Origin of the sequence: Citrobacter sp. C13 (assembly GCF_014596815.2) — a bacterium.
Taxonomy (GTDB): Bacteria; Pseudomonadota; Gammaproteobacteria; order Enterobacterales; family Enterobacteriaceae; genus Citrobacter; species Citrobacter portucalensis.
The window spans coordinates 1,095,201-1,112,677 of the sequence record NZ_CP115024.1; the positions used below are offsets into that span (position 1 = coordinate 1,095,201).

The window sequence follows — 17,477 nt, forward strand, 5'->3', positions numbered from 1 at the left end:
GAGTGCCCCTTATTGGTAAATAAAGCCAGAAACAAACCAGGCGATGAGAACGGTAGGCGCGCCGGTCAGAAAACGGCTCACCAGTACGGATGGCACGCCGACGCGGACCGTGTCCTGACGCGCTTCGGCCAGCGACAACCCAACCGGAATAAAGTCACATGCAGCCTGGGCGTTAATGGCGAACAGGGCAGGTAGCGCCAGATGCGGAGGAATGTTCCCCAGACCAATCTGTACACCGATCAGCACGCCGATAACCTGGGCGATAACCGCACCGGGGCCGAGGAAAGGCGACAGCAGCGGGAAAGAGCAGATCAGCGCCAGAGTAACCAGTCCCAACGGATGGCTGGCCAGCGGCGCGAGTCCATGGGCAATCCAGTCTCCCAGACCCGAAGCCATAATGATGCCGATCAGTGCCGAGACGAACGCCATAAATGGCAGAATAGTTTTCAGGACGGTATCGATGGTGTCGCGCCCGGACTGGAACAGAACCGCAACGGCTGAACCCATGCCCATTCCCACTTTTGCCAACAGGCCGTCGCTTTGTTCGGTAATCTTTTTACTGGTGTCGTAATCGCGACCGATAGTGCTGCTGGCAGGTTGCGGCGCAGCGGATGCATCGCCGACAATCGTGATGTTTTCTTCTTTCACGCCAGAGACATAGATATCTTCGACAATGTACTGAGCCAGCGGGCCGGATTTACCAGTAGCGTGAATATTCACCGTCGGTATACGGCGTTTGGGATAGATCCCACAGCGCAGCGTGCCGCCGCAGTCGATGATCGCCACACCAATTTCGTTCTCCGGCGGCTCGCCTTCTTTGAAGCCATCAATAGCCTGCCAACCGGTCAGGCTTGCTATCCTGTCGACTATTGCGGGGCGAGTTCCGGCGGTGATATAGACAATGTTCTTGCCCGGTTCGGCATCTAGTTCAAGCGGGCCGCCCCAGCCGCCGGTGCCTTTTTCAATACGAATACGCGTCATGATGTTGCTCCCGCCAGATGCACTTTCTGCTCAAGTTGAATGCCCATTTTTTTCTCAAAGATGGCGGTGGTGAAATCAGTCACCCAGCCGCGGAAGAAGTTGGTCACCAGACCGACCAGCAAATAGCTCACCGCTAGCGGGCCAAGCGGAAGCCCCAGCGTGGTCAGTCCGCTGGCGATCCCCAGATAGACGAACAGTTCACCAGGGTTGATGTGTGGGAATAAGCCGTTCATGGAATGGCAACTGTATGAGGCGGCGGCGTAGTAGCTGGGCTTGTACTTTTCTGGCATAAAGCGGCCCAGGCTCAGCGTCATTGGGTTACAAAACACAAATGTGCCGATGCACGGCAGCAGCAGATAGCGGGACAGCGGGTTTCCGGCGCAGCGCTGGGCAAAACGTTCAATGCGCTGCTGACCGATAAAGTTAATTAGCGCATTCATGATGACCAGCAGACTGATCAGCAGAGGCAGAATACCGGTTACCATGCCGGTAAAGACCTCTCCGCCTTTCTGGAACAACCCGATAAACCACTCAGCACCGAGTGTGATGGTGTCGATCATTATTCTCTCCTGTAGGGTTTTTAGTTATCTTGCCAAACGGTAACTAATTTTAATCAGATCGAAAGATTTAAAAGTGTTATTTTGATCTCAAAATGAAAGATAAATATTTTAATTTGAAAGGTTGTGCGTAAGAGATCGCAAATGTGCCGGCCGGGGGGGCAAGAGGGGGGAAATTCTGTGAAGGAGAGTGACTACTACTTCCTTGTATGGAGGAGGATGCTTTACCATACTTCTCCCAGGCTGAATTTGTTTAATGGATGTCTCATGTTCAAGCGTCGTTATGTAGCGTTACTCCCCCTTTTCGTACTGCTCGCTGCCTGTAGCAGCAAACCTAAACCTTCAGAGACTCAAACGACTACGGGGGCGCCATCCGGCGGCTTCCTGCTTGAGCCACAGCACAACGTCATGCAAACGGGCGGTGATTTTGCCAATAATCCGAACGCGCAGCAGTTCATCGAGAAAATGGTGAACAAGCACGGCTTTGACCGCCAGCAGTTGCAGGAGATCCTGTCGCAGGCCAAGCGTCTGGACTCGGTATTGCGTTTGATGGACCGCCAGGCACCGACGACTCAACCGCCAGCCGGTCCTAACGGCGCATGGCTGCGCTACCGCAAACAGTTCATCACGCCTGACAACGTGCAAAATGGCGTAGCCTTCTGGAATCAATATGAAGATGCGCTGAACCGTGCGTGGCAGGTATATGGTGTTCCGCCGGAAATTATCGTTGGCATTATCGGCGTTGAAACGCGTTGGGGCCGCGTGATGGGCAAAACCCGTATTCTGGATGCGCTGGCGACGCTGTCGTTTAACTATCCTCGTCGTGCGGAATACTTCTCTGGTGAACTGGAAACCTTCCTGCTGATGGCGCGAGATGAAAGCGACGATCCGCTCGATTTGAAAGGTTCTTTTGCCGGCGCGATGGGGTACGGCCAGTTTATGCCGTCTTCCTATAAACAATATGCCGTTGATTTTAATGGTGATGGCCACATTAACCTGTGGGATCCGGTTGATGCCATCGGTAGCGTGGCGAACTATTTCAAGGGCCACGGCTGGGTGAAAGGCGATACGGTCGCGGTTCCGGCAAATGGTCAGGCACCAGGGCTGGCGAACGGCTTTAAAACCCAGTACAGCATTTCTCAGCTTGCTGCCGCGGGTCTGACGCCACAGCAGTCGTTGGGTAATCATCAGCAGGCCAGCCTGCTGCGCTTGGATATTGGTACCGGCTATCAGTACTGGTATGGATTGCCGAACTTCTACACCATCACCCGCTACAACCACAGTACCCACTACGCGATGGCCGTGTGGCAACTGGGTCAGGCGGTCGCGCTGGCGCGCGTGCAGTAACCGCTCCACCGGCCTACAGGACGATATCGCTTGTAGGCCGGATAAGATGCCCTGACATCGTCATCCGGCAGGTCTTATTTCTGCAACGGAGCAATTTTTGGAATCCCCCTCGTAAAACGTTCTCTCCATCCCCACATTGGTTATGAAAGTGCTATCTTGTCCGGCATATTTTTTAACTGACAGAGGCTGAAATGACTGACAGTGAACTGATGCAGTTAAGCGAGCAGGTTGGCCTGGCGCTGAAAGCGCGTGGGGCGACCGTTACGACGGCGGAATCCTGCACCGGCGGCTGGGTGGCTAAAGCGATTACGGATATTGCTGGAAGCTCCGCCTGGTTTGAACGTGGGTTTGTGACCTACAGCAACGAAGCTAAAGCACAGATGATTGGCGTGCGCGAAGAGACGCTGGCCCAGCATGGGGCGGTGAGCGAGCCTGTAGTGGTGGAGATGGCGATTGGCGCGCTAAAAGCTGCCCGCGCGCATTTCGCTGTTTCGATAAGCGGTATTGCGGGACCGGATGGTGGCAGTGAAGAAAAGCCCGTGGGTACCGTATGGTTCGCCTTTGCCAGCGCGAACGGCGAGGGGATTACGCGTCGGGAATGCTTCAGCGGCGATCGCGACGCGGTACGTCGGCAGGCGACCGTCTACGCGTTACAAACCCTGTGGCAACAATTTCTACAAAATACTTGATACTGTATGAGCATACAGTATAATTGCCTCAACAGAACATTATCTATCACGTTTCGCGGTTTAACCCGAAAGCGGCATGACAGGAGTAATTAATGGCTATCGACGAAAACAAACAGAAAGCGTTGGCGGCAGCGCTGGGTCAGATCGAAAAGCAATTCGGTAAAGGCTCCATCATGCGCCTGGGTGAAGACCGTTCCATGGATGTGGAAACTATCTCCACCGGTTCGCTTTCTCTGGATATTGCTTTGGGCGCGGGCGGTTTGCCAATGGGCCGTATCGTCGAAATCTACGGGCCTGAATCCTCCGGTAAAACAACGCTGACCCTGCAGGTTATTGCCGCTGCGCAGCGTGAAGGTAAAACCTGTGCATTTATCGATGCGGAACACGCGCTGGATCCGGTCTATGCCCGTAAGCTTGGCGTTGATATCGACAACCTGCTGTGTTCTCAGCCGGATACCGGTGAACAAGCGCTGGAAATCTGTGATGCGCTGGCGCGCTCCGGTGCGGTTGACGTTATCGTTGTCGACTCCGTTGCCGCATTGACGCCGAAGGCAGAAATCGAAGGCGAGATTGGCGACTCTCACATGGGCCTTGCGGCGCGTATGATGAGCCAGGCGATGCGTAAGCTGGCCGGTAACCTGAAGCAGTCCAACACGCTGCTGATTTTCATCAACCAGATCCGTATGAAGATTGGCGTTATGTTCGGTAACCCGGAAACCACCACCGGTGGTAACGCCCTGAAATTCTATGCGTCTGTTCGTCTGGATATCCGTCGTATTGGCGCGGTGAAAGAAGGCGACAACGTGGTCGGCAGCGAAACTCGCGTTAAGGTTGTGAAAAACAAAATTGCAGCGCCGTTCAAACAGGCTGAATTCCAGATCCTTTACGGTGAAGGCATCAACTTCTACGGCGAACTGGTTGACCTGGGCGTGAAAGAGAAGCTGATTGAAAAAGCCGGTGCATGGTACAGCTATAACGGTGAGAAAATCGGTCAGGGTAAAGCGAATGCGACCAACTGGCTGAAAGAGAACCCGGCAACTGCGAAAGAAATTGAGAAGAAATTACGTGAGTTACTGCTCAATAACCAGGATTCAACGCCTGATTTCTCCGTTGATGACAGCGGCGAAGACGTAAAAGAAACGAACGAAGATTTCTGATAATCTGTTTTGAATCGCATGTTGTGAATCACATATAGTAAAGGGCTGCATATCATGCAGCCCTTTTTCATTTCTGAAGGCTTACTATGACAGAAGCAACTTCCCGCCGTTCTGCTTATTCCCGACTGCTTGACCGCGCCGTACGTATTCTGGCGATGCGCGACCACAGCGAGCAGGAACTGCGGCGCAAGCTGGCCGCTCCGGTGATGGGGAAAAATGGACCAGAAGAAATTGATGCCACGCCGGAGGATTACGACAAGGTCATCGCCTGGTGTATTGAAAGCCGTTATCTGGATGATGATCGTTTCGTGCGGCAGTTTATCGCCAGCCGTAGCCGCAAAGGTTATGGACCAGCCCGAGTGCGCCAGGAATTAAACCAAAAAGGGATCGCACGTGAAGCTATCGAGCGGGCCATGCGTGAGTGCGAAGTTGACTGGGCAGTGCTTGCACGCGAGCAGGCCATTCGGAAGTACGGTGAACCTTTACCTGTCGATTTTTCAGATAAGATAAAGGTCCAGCGTTTTTTGCTCTATCGCGGCTATCTGATGGAAGATATTCAGGCAATATGGCGAAATTTTGACGATTGACCGCATACGGGATTTTACTTCCCAGTAAAGAAAACTTATCTTATTCCCACTTTTCGATTGCCAGAGGCGCAGTTTGCGTGCCGATGCTGGTAATGACATTTCGTTAGCTTGATTTCTTCAGGATAATTATGAGCAAGAGCACCGCTGAGATCCGTCAGGCGTTTCTCGATTTTTTCCATAGTAAAGGACACCAGGTAGTTGCCAGCAGCTCCCTGGTACCGAACAATGACCCTACTTTGTTGTTTACCAACGCCGGGATGAACCAGTTCAAGGATGTTTTCCTTGGCCTCGACAAGCGTAATTATTCCCGCGCAACCACCTCGCAGCGTTGTGTACGTGCGGGCGGTAAGCACAATGACCTGGAAAACGTCGGTTACACTGCACGTCACCACACTTTCTTCGAAATGCTGGGCAACTTCAGCTTCGGCGATTACTTCAAACACGACGCTATTCAATATGCATGGGAACTACTGACCGGTGAAAACTGGTTTGCCCTGCCAAAAGAGCGTCTGTGGGTAACCGTCTATGAAACTGACGATGAAGCCTATGAAATCTGGGAAAAAGAAGTCGGTATTCCGCGCGAACGTATCATCCGTATCGGTGATAACAAAGGTGCGGCTTATGCTTCAGACAACTTCTGGCAGATGGGTGATACCGGTCCTTGCGGTCCATGCACAGAAATTTTCTACGACCACGGCGACCATATCTGGGGTGGACCTCCGGGAAGCGCAGAAGAAGATGGGGATCGCTACATTGAGATCTGGAACATCGTCTTCATGCAGTTCAACCGTCAGGCTGACGGCACCATGGAACCGCTGCCGAAACCGTCCGTGGATACCGGTATGGGTCTGGAGCGTATTGCGGCCGTGCTGCAACACGTTAACTCCAACTATGAAATCGACCTGTTCCGCTCATTGATCGAATCCGTGGCGAAAGTCACTGGCGCAACCGATCTGAGCAACAAGTCTCTGCGCGTTATTGCCGACCATATCCGTTCCTGTGCATTCCTGATTGCCGATGGCGTTGTCCCGTCGAATGAAAACCGTGGCTATGTGCTGCGCCGTATCATTCGTCGCGCGGTACGCCATGGCAACATGCTGGGCGCGAAGGATACCTTCTTCTACAAGCTGGTTGGTCCGTTGGTGGACGTCATGGGCTCTGCAGGTGAAGAACTGAAGCGTCAGCAGGCTATGGTTGAACAGGTTCTGAAAACCGAAGAAGAGCAGTTTGCGCGTACTCTGGAGCGTGGTCTGGCGCTGCTGGACGAAGAACTGGCAAAACTGTCTGGCGATACGCTGGATGGTGAAACCGCATTCCGTCTGTATGACACCTACGGTTTCCCGGTTGACCTGACGGCAGACGTTTGCCGCGAGCGTAACATCAAGGTTGACGAAGCGGGCTTTGAAGCTGCAATGGAAGAACAGCGCCGTCGTGCGCGTGAAGCCAGCGGTTTTGGCGCAGACTACAATGCAATGATTCGCGTTGATGGCGCCTCTGAATTTAAAGGCTACGAGCACCTGGAACTGAACGGCAAAGTGACTGCGCTGTTTGTTGATGGTAAAGCGGTAGACGCAATTAACGCAGGTCAGGATGCCGTTGTCGTACTGGATCAGACTCCGTTCTATGCGGAATCTGGTGGTCAGGTTGGCGACAAGGGTGAGCTGAAAGGCGCAGGCTTCGCGTTTGCCGTTAGCGACACGCAGAAATATGGTCAGGCCATTGGCCACATTGGCAAGCTGTCTGCGGGTTCTCTGAAAATCGGTGATGCGGTACAGGCTGATGTGGATGAAGCCCGTCGTGCGCGTATTCGTTTGAACCACTCCGCAACGCACCTGATGCACGCGGCGCTGCGCCAGGTTCTGGGCACGCATGTGGCGCAGAAAGGCTCGTTGGTTAACGATAAACTGCTGCGCTTCGACTTCTCTCATACCGAGGCAATGAAGCCTGCTGAAATCCGTGCCGTTGAAGATCTGGTGAACGCGCAAATCCGTCGCAACTTGCCGATTGAAACGAACATCATGGATCTCGAAGCGGCAAAAGCCAAAGGCGCAATGGCACTGTTTGGCGAGAAATATGACGACCATGTGCGCGTTCTGAGCATGGGTGATTTCTCTACCGAACTGTGTGGCGGTACTCACGCCAGCCGTACAGGTGATATCGGTCTGTTCCGCATTGTGTCCGAGTCAGGTACTGCGGCAGGCGTTCGTCGTATTGAAGCCGTAACCGGTGAAGGTGCTATCCAAACCGTGCATGCTGAGAGCGATCGCTTAAGCGATATTGCGCAGCTGCTGAAAGGCGATAGCCAGAATATTGGTGACAAAGTTCGTTCCGTGCTGGAGCGTACACGTCAACTGGAAAAAGAATTGCAGCAATTGAAGGAACAGGCTGCGGCGCAGGAGAGTGCAAATCTTTCCAGCAAAGCGGTTGATATCAACGGCGTGAAGCTGCTGGTCAGCGAACTCGCGGACGTTGAGCCGAAAATGTTGCGTACCATGGTTGATGATCTGAAAAATCAACTGGGGTCTACCGTTATCGTTCTGGCAACGGTAGTGGAAGGTAAGGTTTCTCTGATTGCGGGTGTGTCTAAGGACGTGACAGATCGCGTGAAAGCAGGGGAACTGGTTGGAATGGTCGCTCAGCAGGTCGGCGGCAAGGGTGGCGGTCGTCCGGACATGGCGCAAGCCGGTGGTACGGATGCAGCGGCTCTGCCTGCAGCGTTAGCCAGTGTGAAAGGCTGGGTCAGCGCAAAACTGTAATAATTATAAGCGTAAGTCGACGCTGCGGACTTCAATCCGCAGCGTTTGTATCAACGCTATCGACAACGATAAAGTCAGGTTGAAGTTGTGTATATCGGCTAAACTTAGGTTTAACAGAATGTGATGCCGTGACTGCTTACACTTAGGTGTTTGTCATCGCTTACTTTTTGGCGTTATATGATGGATAATGCCGGGATACAGAGAGACCCGACTCTTTTAATCTTTCAAGGAGCAAAGAATGCTGATTCTGACTCGTCGAGTTGGTGAGACCCTCATGATAGGCGATGAGGTCACCGTGACAGTTTTAGGGGTGAAGGGCAACCAGGTGCGCATTGGCGTAAACGCCCCGAAAGAAGTTTCTGTCCATCGTGAAGAGATCTACCAGCGTATCCAGGCTGAAAAATCCCAGCAGTCCAGTTACTAAGGTTTTCGCGTCTCACCTCTCTGGTGAGGCGCAACCTGATTGAGTGACCCTTTTTCTTCTCTTTTCTTCTTCGTCTTCCCCATTTTTTCGATTCCACTGCGCGTAATGCCTTTTCCTGCGAAGTTTCCGTTTGCTCACTCCTTCAGGAAATTGCCAATTTATCTGTTGATAAAACACTCTTTTTGTCGTTTTTGCAGACTAATTGCGCGTGAAATGTGCAAACGATAAAAGCTCTGGAAAAATTGTTTGACTTATAAGTCCCAGAAAGTAATATGTGCGCCACGCAGCGACGATGAGCAGAAACAAGTTCTTCGAAGCACTCGCAAGAGGCGTGTTGGTGAGGTGGCCGAGAGGCTGAAGGCGCTCCCCTGCTAAGGGAGTATGCGGTCAAAAGCTGCATCCGGGGTTCGAATCCCCGCCTCACCGCCATTTGCATCCGTAGCTCAGCTGGATAGAGTACTCGGCTACGAACCGAGCGGTCGGAGGTTCGAATCCTCCCGGATGCACCATATTAATTGATAGCGCTTTAGCAGCGACATCAAATCTGCAGTAAAGTAAGTTTCCCTGATGCATCCGTAGCTCAGCTGGATAGAGTACTCGGCTACGAACCGAGCGGTCGGAGGTTCGAATCCTCCCGGATGCACCATCTCTTACTTGATATCGCTTGTCATGATATCAATATCGGCAGTAAAGCAAGTTTTCCGATGCATCCGTAGCTCAGCTGGATAGAGTACTCGGCTACGAACCGAGCGGTCGGAGGTTCGAATCCTCCCGGATGCACCATCTCTTACTTGATATCGATTATCACGGTATCAGTATCGGCAGTAAAGCAAGTTTCCCGATGCATCCGTAGCTCAGCTGGATAGAGTACTCGGCTACGAACCGAGCGGTCGGAGGTTCGAATCCTCCCGGATGCACCATCTTCTCCTAAATAACAGCGAAACTGTTGTTTCATGGTCTGCGAGATAATCGCGAGCACCAGGGAGGATAACGTTGCTTCAGCAACGGCCCGCAGGGCGAACACGAGTGAGTAATCCTCCCGGATGCACCATCTTCTCCCTCCCTCTAAATCATTTCCACATACTCTCTGAACACCCCTCAATTCGCTGTCAGCGACAAAATCAATCAATTACGATAAAATAACGTCTGGTCACTCGGCTTGTGAGAAGACGATGTACGAACGTTATGCGGGTTTGATTTTTGATATGGATGGTACCATCCTGGATACCGAGCCTACGCATCGTAAGGCGTGGCATGAGGTATTGGGGCATTATGGACTACGGTTTGATGAACATGCCATGGTCGCCCTCAATGGCTCCCCAACGTGGCGTATTGCGCAGTCGGTAATTGAATTGAACCATGCCGATCTTGATCCTCATGCACTGGCACGTGAAAAAACCGACAAGGTGAGAAGCATGCTGCTGGATAGCGTCCAGCCTTTGCCGTTGGTTGATGTCGTGAAAGCCTGGCATGGTCGTCGTCCTATGTCGGTAGGTACGGGTAGTGAAAGCGCAATTGCAGAAGCGCTGCTCGCTCACCTTGGTCTGCGTCGCTATTTTGATGCTGTAGTCGCAGCCGATCACGTACAGCACCATAAACCGGCTCCTGATACGTTTTTGCTTTGTGCCGAACGTATGGGGGTTGTTCCGGCTCGTTGCGTCGTGTTTGAAGATGCCGATTTTGGAATACAGGCGGCGCATGCCGCGGGAATGGATGCCGTGGATGTCCGGTTATTGTGAGTGATGGACTGTCGCTCCTGTCACTGTTTGCCAGCAGTTTTCTCAGTGCCACGCTATTACCCGGTAATTCGGAAGTTGTTCTGGTTGCTTTGTTGGTCTCCGGGGTCAGTCATCCCTGGGTCTTAGTCTTAACAGCAACAATGGGTAATAGCCTTGGAGGGTTAACTAACGTTATCCTTGGGCGTTTCTTTCCATTGCGTAAAACATCGCGCTGGCAAGAAAAAGCCACTGGCTGGCTGCGGCGCTATGGCGCTGTCACACTATTATTAAGCTGGATGCCGGTTGTGGGGGATTTGCTGTGCCTGTTAGCCGGGTGGATGCGCATCTCGTGGGGCCCAGTTCTCTTTTTCTTATGCCTTGGCAAGGCGCTGCGCTATGTTGTTGTCGCAGCGGTTACGACACAAGGCATTATGTGGTGGCACTAATTGTGTTGTGGGATAGCCTTCAGGGTAACCAATACCATTATGCTAATTAAAACGATTTTGACAGGCGGGAGGTCAATTTGATCCCGGACGTATCACAGGCGCTGGCCTGGCTGGAAAACCATCCTCAGGCATTAAAGGGGATTCAACGTGGTCTGGAGCGCGAAACGCTGCGTGTTAATGCAGATGGGTCATTAGCAACGACAGGCCATCCTGAGGTGTTAGGCTCAGCGCTAACGCATAAGTGGATAACCACTGACTTTGCCGAAGCATTGTTGGAGTTCATTACTCCACCCGGTGACGACATTGAGAAAATGCTCACGTTCATGCGCGACTTACATCGTTATACCGCCAGAAACCTTGGCGACGAGCGTATGTGGCCGTTGAGCATGCCTTGCTATATTGCCGAAGGTCAGGATATCGAACTGGCGCAGTATGGTTCGTCGAATACCGGTCGCCTGAAGACGCTGTACCGTGAAGGCCTCAAAAACCGCTATGGCGCGTTGATGCAGACAATCTCGGGCGTACACTACAACTTCTCGCTGCCTATGGCTTTCTGGCAGGCGAAATGCGGTGTAACCGAAGGTGAGGATGCTAAAGAGAAGATCTCCGCGGGCTACTTCCGTCTGATCCGCAACTACTACCGTTTTGGTTGGGTGATCCCGTATTTGTTTGGTGCCTCTCCGGCCATTTGTTCCTCATTCCTGCAAGGAAAACCAACAACTCTGCCGTTTGAAAAAACCGACTGTGGGATGTATTACCTGCCGTACGCAACGTCGCTGCGCCTGAGTGACTTGGGCTATACCAATAAGTCGCAAAGCAATCTCGGAATTACGTTTAACGATTTGCATGAGTATGTGGCAGGATTAAAGCGCGCGATTAAGACGCCTTCCGAGGAGTACGCGGCGATCGGTCTGGAGAAAGACGGTAAGCGTCTGCAAATCAACAGCAACGTTCTGCAGATTGAAAATGAGCTGTATGCGCCTATTCGCCCGAAACGCGTCACTCGTCGTGGAGAAACGCCATCAGATGCGCTTCTGCGTGGCGGTATCGAGTACATCGAAGTACGCTCGCTGGATATCAATCCGTTCTCGCCTATCGGCGTGGACGAGCAGCAGGTGCGCTTCCTCGATCTGTTTATGGTCTGGTGTGCGCTGGCTGATGCCCCAGAAATGAGTAGCGATGAATTGCTGTGTACGCGTAAAAACTGGAATCGCGTGATTCTCGAAGGGCGTAAGCCTGGGCTGACGTTAGGTATTGGCTGTGAAACAGCCCAGTTCCCGCTGCCTAAGGTTGGGAAAGATTTGTTCCGCGATCTGAAACGCGTGGCACAAACGCTGGACAGCATCGATGGGGGAGAGGAGTATCAGAAGGTCTGTGATGAACTGGTTGCCTGTTTTGACAATCCTGAACTGACTTTCTCTGCCCGGATCCTACGGTCTATGATTGATGAAGGCATTGGCGGCACGGGCAAAGCGCTGGGTGAGGCTTACCGAAATCTGCTGCGTGAAGAGCCGTTAGAAATAGTGCAGGAAGCTGAATTTATTGCTGAAACCGAGGCTTCAAAGCGTCGTCAGCAGGAGATCGAAGCGGCTGATACTGAGCCGTTTAGTGTGTGGCTGGAAAAGCACGCTTGATACAAAAGAAAAAGGCCACTCGGGAGTGGCCAAAATTTCATCTCTGAAAACAGGGATGATGATAACAAATGCGCGTCTTTCATATACTCAGACTCGCCCCGGAACAAAGAGTTCAGATTATTTTTAAAAAATTTATCGGAGGTGGCTAAATGCCGTTGTTAGATAGTTTTACTGTCGATCACACCCGGATGGAAGCTCCCGCGGTCCGGGTTGCAAAAACGATGAACACCCCGCATGGCGACGCAATCACCGTGTTTGATCTGCGTTTCTGCATTCCGAACAAAGAAGTGATGCCTGAGAAAGGTATCCATACGCTGGAACACCTGTTTGCAGGTTTTATGCGTAACCACCTTAACGGTAACGGCGTTGAGATTATCGATATCTCTCCGATGGGATGCCGTACCGGCTTCTACATGAGCCTGATTGGTACGCCGGACGAACAGCGTGTAGCCGACGCGTGGAAAGCGGCAATGGCGGACGTGCTGAAAGTACAGGATCAGAACCAGATCCCGGAGCTGAACGTTTACCAGTGCGGTACGTATCAGATGCACTCTCTTAGCGAAGCACAGGATATCGCGCGTCATATTCTGGAGCGTGATGTACGCGTGAACAGCAATGAAGAGCTGGCGCTACCGAAAGAGAAACTGCAGGAACTGCATATTTAGTCTTATTGATTAGCTGTTCTAGTATTTATATTAACCCCGGTTTATGTCCGGGGTTTTTTATTGCTTAATATAATGTGTGCTTATTATATTTGCGGCGAGAATACATTTTAATTTAAGTGATGCCTGACCTGTCGAATAATAAAGTGTGATCTGGTAAACAGAAAGAGGCGGGTAATTAACGATGCCAGAGTGTATTGATCACATAAACTAAAAAACATAAATAATTAATAGAAAAACATAATGGAATGTGCCAGATATCCGGGTAATAACAAGACTCTTTTAATAGCCGGTAGATAGGGCTTTTATCAAATCTTATCTGGTATACATTAAACTTTAGGGATGAAAATGAAGGCTAAATATTTGGCGCTGATGATCGGTGCTTGCTTTTCTCATAACCTTTGGGCAGCAAATAATATCACTATTGAGCAGCGTCTGGCTGAACTGGAGCAACGTGTTGTTAATGCCGAAAAACGGGCATCCGATGCTGAGGCGCAAATTCGCTCGCTGAAGCAGCAGCAGGTCGCTGCTGCGCCGACGGTGAATGTCCAGTCTGCCGAGCCGATTGCAGCAGGTGAAACTCCGCCTAAGCTGACATTATCTGGCTTCAGCGATATTAAGTTCTATGGCGATGTCGAATTTAATATGGATGCGGCAAGCCGTTCCGGTAGCCTGACATCGACGAGAACATCAGCGAATAAAGATTGGGCACCAGGAACCAATGAACGCTGGGATATTAACGGACGCCTGTTGCTGGGCTTTGACGGCTACCAGCGGAGGGACAACGGTAATTTTGCAGGGTTCTCGGTACAGCCTCTGGCGGACTTGACCGGAAAAATGAACCTCGATGATGCCGTTTTCTTCTTTGGTCGTGAGAATGACTGGAAAATTAAGGTTGGTCGTTTTGAAGCCTACGATATGTTCCCGCTGAATCAGGATACGTTTGTTGAATATTCGGGGAATACAGCGAACGATCTCTACAGTGACGGTTACGGCTATATCTATATGATGAAAGAAGGACGGGGACGTAGCGACAGCGGGGGTAACTTCCTGCTGAGCAAAACCATCGACAACTGGTATTTCGAAGTTAACACATTGCTGGAAAATGGCAGTACGTTATATACCGAGAAGCAGTACCACGGAATGGATTTAACCAACGATAAAAACGTGGCTTACGTCCGTCCGGTTATCGCCTGGCAAAACGGGCGTTTTTCAACGGCGATAGCGATGGAAAGTAACGTCGTTAACAACGCCTACGGCTATTACCAAAATGGGACGTGGATCGATCAGTCAGATCGTACGGGCTATGGTTTTACCATGACCTGGAATGGTCAAAAAACGGACCCGGAAGATGGCGCAGTGATTAACCTGAATACCGCCTATATGGATGCGACCGATGAGACAGATTTTACCGCTGGGGTGAATGCGTTGTGGCATCGATTTGAACTGGGTTATATCTATGCGCATAACAAAATCGAAGCCTTCAATGCTACCAATATCGATACCGTTTGTGAGGACGATTGCTGGATCACCGATCCCGGCAATTATGACATTCACACTATTCATGCCTCATATTTATTCCCCAATGTGATGGATATGAAAAACTTTAACATCTACCTCGGCGCCTATGCTTCATGGGTAGAGGCCAATCCGAATAATGGTGATAACAGCGAAGATGCGCGTTACGGCGGGCGTCTGAGATTCAAATATTACTTCTGATTGTAGGTCTAATAAAAAAGGGATCCGCAGATCCCTTTTATCAGATAGTTAGTGTGCGCCACCACCACCGCCGCCCGCACCGAAGGGCGGTTTGGCGAACCACACCAGGCCAAGCAGGACCAGGAAGATCCCCGCCGACATCCAGAAGATTTCGTTAGCGGAAATAATCAGCCCCTGATTGGTGATCTGCTGAGCTATCCAACCTGAAGCCTGCTGGTGCGTCATCCCTAAATCCTGCAGCTTATCGTACATAGCCTGTGCATTTGGGTTGTAGGGGTTAACAGATTCCGTTAGCTGAGCATGGTGCAGCGACTCGCGGTTCGTCCACATTGTCGTCGTAATCGATGTACCGATGGAACCTGCCAGCGTTCGCGTAAAGTTCGACAAGCTGGATGCCGCCGCCAGACGTTCAGGCGGTAAACCGGACAGCGTAATGGTGGTTAGCGGCATAAAGAAGCAGGCTACCGCGAACCCCTGAATAAACTGCGGCCAGGCCGATGCGCCAAAGTCCATACCCGGCTCGAACGTCCACGCACGCCAGTAGAAACAGACGGCGTACATTATAAAACTGAACGTCACTAGCCGACGTATATCCAGCTTGTGCGCGAAGCGGCCGATAATCGGCGACAGGATCACCGGAATCACCCCAACCGGCGCTGACGCCAGACCAGCCCAGGTTGCCGTATAGCCGTATACCTCCTGCAGCAGCTGCGGCAGCAGGACGATTGCGCCGAAGTAGAGCATATAGGCCAGACTGATACACAGACAGCCGATGGTAAAGTTGCGCGACTTAAACAGCGAGAGATCGACAATGGGGTGCTCGTCGGTAAGCTCCCAGACGATCAGGAAGCTGATAGCGACAACGGCGACCACCGTCAGGATGATAATCTCCTGCGAGGCGAACCAGTCCAGCTCTTTGCCGCGGTCGAGCATAATCTGCAAACTGCCGATACCGATGACCAGCAGTGCCAGACCAATGGCGTCAATGCGCCGCTGCTCGGTTTTGGTTTCCCGACCGCGCAGGGTTTGCAGGGTCATCAATACCACCACAGCCCCGATTGGCACGTTGATAAAAAATATCCAGCCCCAGTGATAGTTGTCGCTGATATAGCCCCCAAGAATAGGACCACATATCGGGGCAACAATCACCGTCATCGACCATAGCGCGAGGGCGATGGAACGCTTGGCGGGTGGATAGTTATTCAGCAACAGGCTCTGTGACAGCGGAATTAATGGACCGGCAACAATACCCTGGATTACGCGGAAGAAAATCAGCATGTTCAGGCTGGTGGACATCCCGCATGCCCATGACGCAATGACGAAGGCGATAGTTGACCACATAAAGAGTCTTACTTCGCCAAAGCGTTTTGCCAGCCAGCCGGTGATCGGAATAGAGATAGCGTTCGCCACCCCGAATGAGGTGATCACCCAGGTTCCCTGGCTCAGTGAAGAGCCGAGGTTCCCGGCGATAGTGGGGATCGCCACGTTAGCAATGGTGGAGTCCAGCACCTGCATGAATGTCGCCAGGGACAGCGCGATCGTCATAATGACGAGCTGCGCGCCTTCCAGCGGTTTTTGCTGTTGCATCACACGCACCTTTGAATTAGCCCGCGTTGGCCCGCACGATCTCTTCGATCATCTTATTGACCGGAGCAAGGTTGATTTCACGTGCATTACTTTCTGATACCGGCGTGGTACGAACCTGGCATGCCAGAATTTGTCCGTCACGATTTGAGGTATCTACCGTAACCAGCGTAGACAAACCAATACGTAATGGATGCTGTGCCAGTTGCTGCGCATCCAGTTCGATACGTACCGGCAGACGCTGGACGACTTTGATCCAGTTGCCGGTTGCGTTCTGCGCTGGCAGCAGGGAGAACGCGCTGCCCGTACCCATATCGAGACCGACAACTTTACCGGTATATTTTACGTCATCGCCGTAAATATCGCTGATAACGGTCGCCGGTTGGCCGATACGCATGTGCGCGAGCTGTGTTTCTTTGAAGTTGGCATCTACCCACAGGTTAGTGGCCGGAACAACCGCCATCAGCGGTGTGGTTGGGCTAATTTGTGCACCAGGCTGTACGGCGCGACGGGATACATAACCGGTCATTGGGCTGACAATTCTGGTACGTTCCAGCGCCAGCCAGGCATTGCGCACTTCGGTAGCAGCCTGTTGCACAGCGGGTTGATCTTCCAGCTTGCTACCCAGAATCATCGCCTGGTTAGCATTATATTGTTGGATCGCGACATCAAGCTGGGCCTGAGCGCTGGCGACGGCATCACGAGCGTGTTGCAGCTCTTCGCGGCCAATCAGGTTGGCATTGCCCAGCGGAACTCGGCGATTAAAGTCGCTTTGTGCTTGCGCCAGCGCGGTTTTCTGCACTTCAATGCTTGCCTGTAACTGCTTGCTGTTGATCATCAACTGGTGCGTCTGACGCACGCTGGAAGCCAGCGCAGTTTTGGCTTTTTCAAATGCCTGCTTTGCGTCTGTCTGGTCGAGGGTGACCAGCACATCGCCTTGTTTTACAAAGTCAGTGTTATCAGCCCAGACTTTCGTCACGCTGCCTGATACCTGAGCCATGATTTGAACCTGGTTCCCTGCCACGTACGCATCGTCTGTCTCTTCGACATGACGAAGTACTAAAAACCAATAAATCCCATATGCCACGGCAATGATAATAAAGAGCAAGGTCAGAAGGAGCAGCATACTTTTACGTTTGCCATTCTTCTTGACCGGTTGCTGCGGGGTTTGAGTCTCCGCATTTGCGCTCATGTTGTTCTCCACGATCTTATTTTT

Annotated in this window: 15 protein-coding genes and 5 tRNA genes; 16 read left to right on the forward strand and 4 right to left on the reverse strand. The window is 51.9% G+C overall.

Going from position 1 to position 17,477, the window contains the following annotated elements:
* Window positions 1-9: 9 nt before the first annotated feature.
* Window positions 10-981 carry a PTS glucitol/sorbitol transporter subunit IIB gene (locus tag IB222_RS05210; RefSeq protein WP_148361562.1) on the reverse strand — a complete coding sequence of 324 codons (972 nt, stop codon included), beginning with the start codon at window positions 979-981 and terminating at the stop codon, window positions 10-12.
* Window positions 978-1,541 (reverse strand): PTS glucitol/sorbitol transporter subunit IIC, encoded by a 564-nt coding sequence (srlA, locus tag IB222_RS05215; protein WP_003825953.1) that lies wholly within the window; start codon window positions 1,539-1,541, stop codon window positions 978-980. The genes IB222_RS05210 and srlA overlap by 4 nt, the downstream gene beginning before the upstream one ends.
* Before the next feature lie 264 nt (window positions 1,542-1,805).
* Here srlA and mltB point away from each other — a divergent pair, with 264 nt between their 5' ends.
* From mltB to IB222_RS05295, 16 genes are all read left to right on the forward strand, one after another.
* Complete coding sequence (gene mltB, locus IB222_RS05220) at window positions 1,806-2,885, forward strand: lytic murein transglycosylase B (RefSeq protein WP_003037336.1); 1,080 nt, start codon at window positions 1,806-1,808, stop codon at window positions 2,883-2,885.
* Between the two features lie 191 nt (window positions 2,886-3,076).
* On the forward strand, window positions 3,077-3,574 hold the full coding sequence (gene pncC / locus IB222_RS05225; RefSeq protein ID WP_148361563.1) for a nicotinamide-nucleotide amidase: 498 nt from the start codon (window positions 3,077-3,079) through the stop codon (window positions 3,572-3,574).
* Window positions 3,575-3,666: 92 nt separating this feature from the next.
* Complete coding sequence (gene recA, locus IB222_RS05230) at window positions 3,667-4,731, forward strand: recombinase RecA (protein WP_003037330.1); 1,065 nt, start codon at window positions 3,667-3,669, stop codon at window positions 4,729-4,731.
* An 86-nt stretch (window positions 4,732-4,817) separates the two neighbouring features.
* A complete protein-coding gene (recX, locus tag IB222_RS05235; protein WP_003825957.1) occupies window positions 4,818-5,318 on the forward strand; it encodes a recombination regulator RecX in 501 nt (166 codons plus the stop codon).
* A gap of 128 nt (window positions 5,319-5,446) precedes the next feature.
* Window positions 5,447-8,074 carry an alanine--tRNA ligase gene (alaS, locus tag IB222_RS05240; protein ID WP_003825959.1) on the forward strand — a complete coding sequence of 876 codons (2,628 nt, stop codon included), beginning with the start codon at window positions 5,447-5,449 and terminating at the stop codon, window positions 8,072-8,074.
* Window positions 8,075-8,312: 238 nt separating this feature from the next.
* Complete coding sequence (gene csrA / locus IB222_RS05245) at window positions 8,313-8,498, forward strand: carbon storage regulator CsrA (RefSeq protein ID WP_000906486.1); 186 nt, start codon at window positions 8,313-8,315, stop codon at window positions 8,496-8,498.
* Window positions 8,499-8,834: 336 nt separating this feature from the next.
* Window positions 8,835-8,927 (forward strand) — tRNA-Ser (locus IB222_RS05250).
* Between the two features lie 3 nt (window positions 8,928-8,930).
* A tRNA-Arg gene (locus IB222_RS05255) sits at window positions 8,931-9,007 on the forward strand.
* 60 nt (window positions 9,008-9,067) lie between these two features.
* Window positions 9,068-9,144, forward strand: a tRNA-Arg gene (locus tag IB222_RS05260).
* A 60-nt stretch (window positions 9,145-9,204) separates the two neighbouring features.
* Window positions 9,205-9,281 (forward strand) — tRNA-Arg (locus tag IB222_RS05265).
* A gap of 60 nt (window positions 9,282-9,341) precedes the next feature.
* Window positions 9,342-9,418 (forward strand) — tRNA-Arg (locus IB222_RS05270).
* A gap of 252 nt (window positions 9,419-9,670) precedes the next feature.
* Window positions 9,671-10,237 (forward strand): fructose-1-phosphate/6-phosphogluconate phosphatase, encoded by a 567-nt coding sequence (yqaB, locus tag IB222_RS05275; RefSeq protein ID WP_003825960.1) that lies wholly within the window; start codon window positions 9,671-9,673, stop codon window positions 10,235-10,237.
* Window positions 10,234-10,662, forward strand: coding sequence for a YqaA family protein (locus IB222_RS05280; RefSeq protein ID WP_003825961.1), 429 nt, complete (start codon window positions 10,234-10,236; stop codon window positions 10,660-10,662). Before yqaB ends, IB222_RS05280 begins: the two co-directional genes overlap by 4 nt.
* A 77-nt stretch (window positions 10,663-10,739) precedes the next feature.
* On the forward strand, window positions 10,740-12,296 hold the full coding sequence (gene gshA / locus IB222_RS05285; protein ID WP_008785615.1) for a glutamate--cysteine ligase: 1,557 nt from the start codon (window positions 10,740-10,742) through the stop codon (window positions 12,294-12,296).
* A 149-nt stretch (window positions 12,297-12,445) separates the two neighbouring features.
* Complete coding sequence (luxS, locus tag IB222_RS05290; RefSeq protein WP_003037312.1) at window positions 12,446-12,961, forward strand: S-ribosylhomocysteine lyase; 516 nt, start codon at window positions 12,446-12,448, stop codon at window positions 12,959-12,961.
* Between the two features lie 345 nt (window positions 12,962-13,306).
* Window positions 13,307-14,677 carry a carbohydrate porin gene (locus IB222_RS05295; RefSeq protein WP_126317512.1) on the forward strand — a complete coding sequence of 457 codons (1,371 nt, stop codon included), beginning with the start codon at window positions 13,307-13,309 and terminating at the stop codon, window positions 14,675-14,677.
* Window positions 14,678-14,725: 48 nt separating this feature from the next.
* Here the strand turns inward: IB222_RS05295 and emrB are convergent, their stop codons facing one another.
* Window positions 14,726-16,264, reverse strand: coding sequence for a multidrug efflux MFS transporter permease subunit EmrB (emrB, locus tag IB222_RS05300; protein WP_149384671.1), 1,539 nt, complete (start codon window positions 16,262-16,264; stop codon window positions 14,726-14,728).
* A gap of 16 nt (window positions 16,265-16,280) precedes the next feature.
* Window positions 16,281-17,453, reverse strand: coding sequence for a multidrug efflux MFS transporter periplasmic adaptor subunit EmrA (emrA, locus tag IB222_RS05305; RefSeq protein ID WP_149384670.1), 1,173 nt, complete (start codon window positions 17,451-17,453; stop codon window positions 16,281-16,283).
* Between the last annotated feature and the right edge of the window lie 24 nt (window positions 17,454-17,477).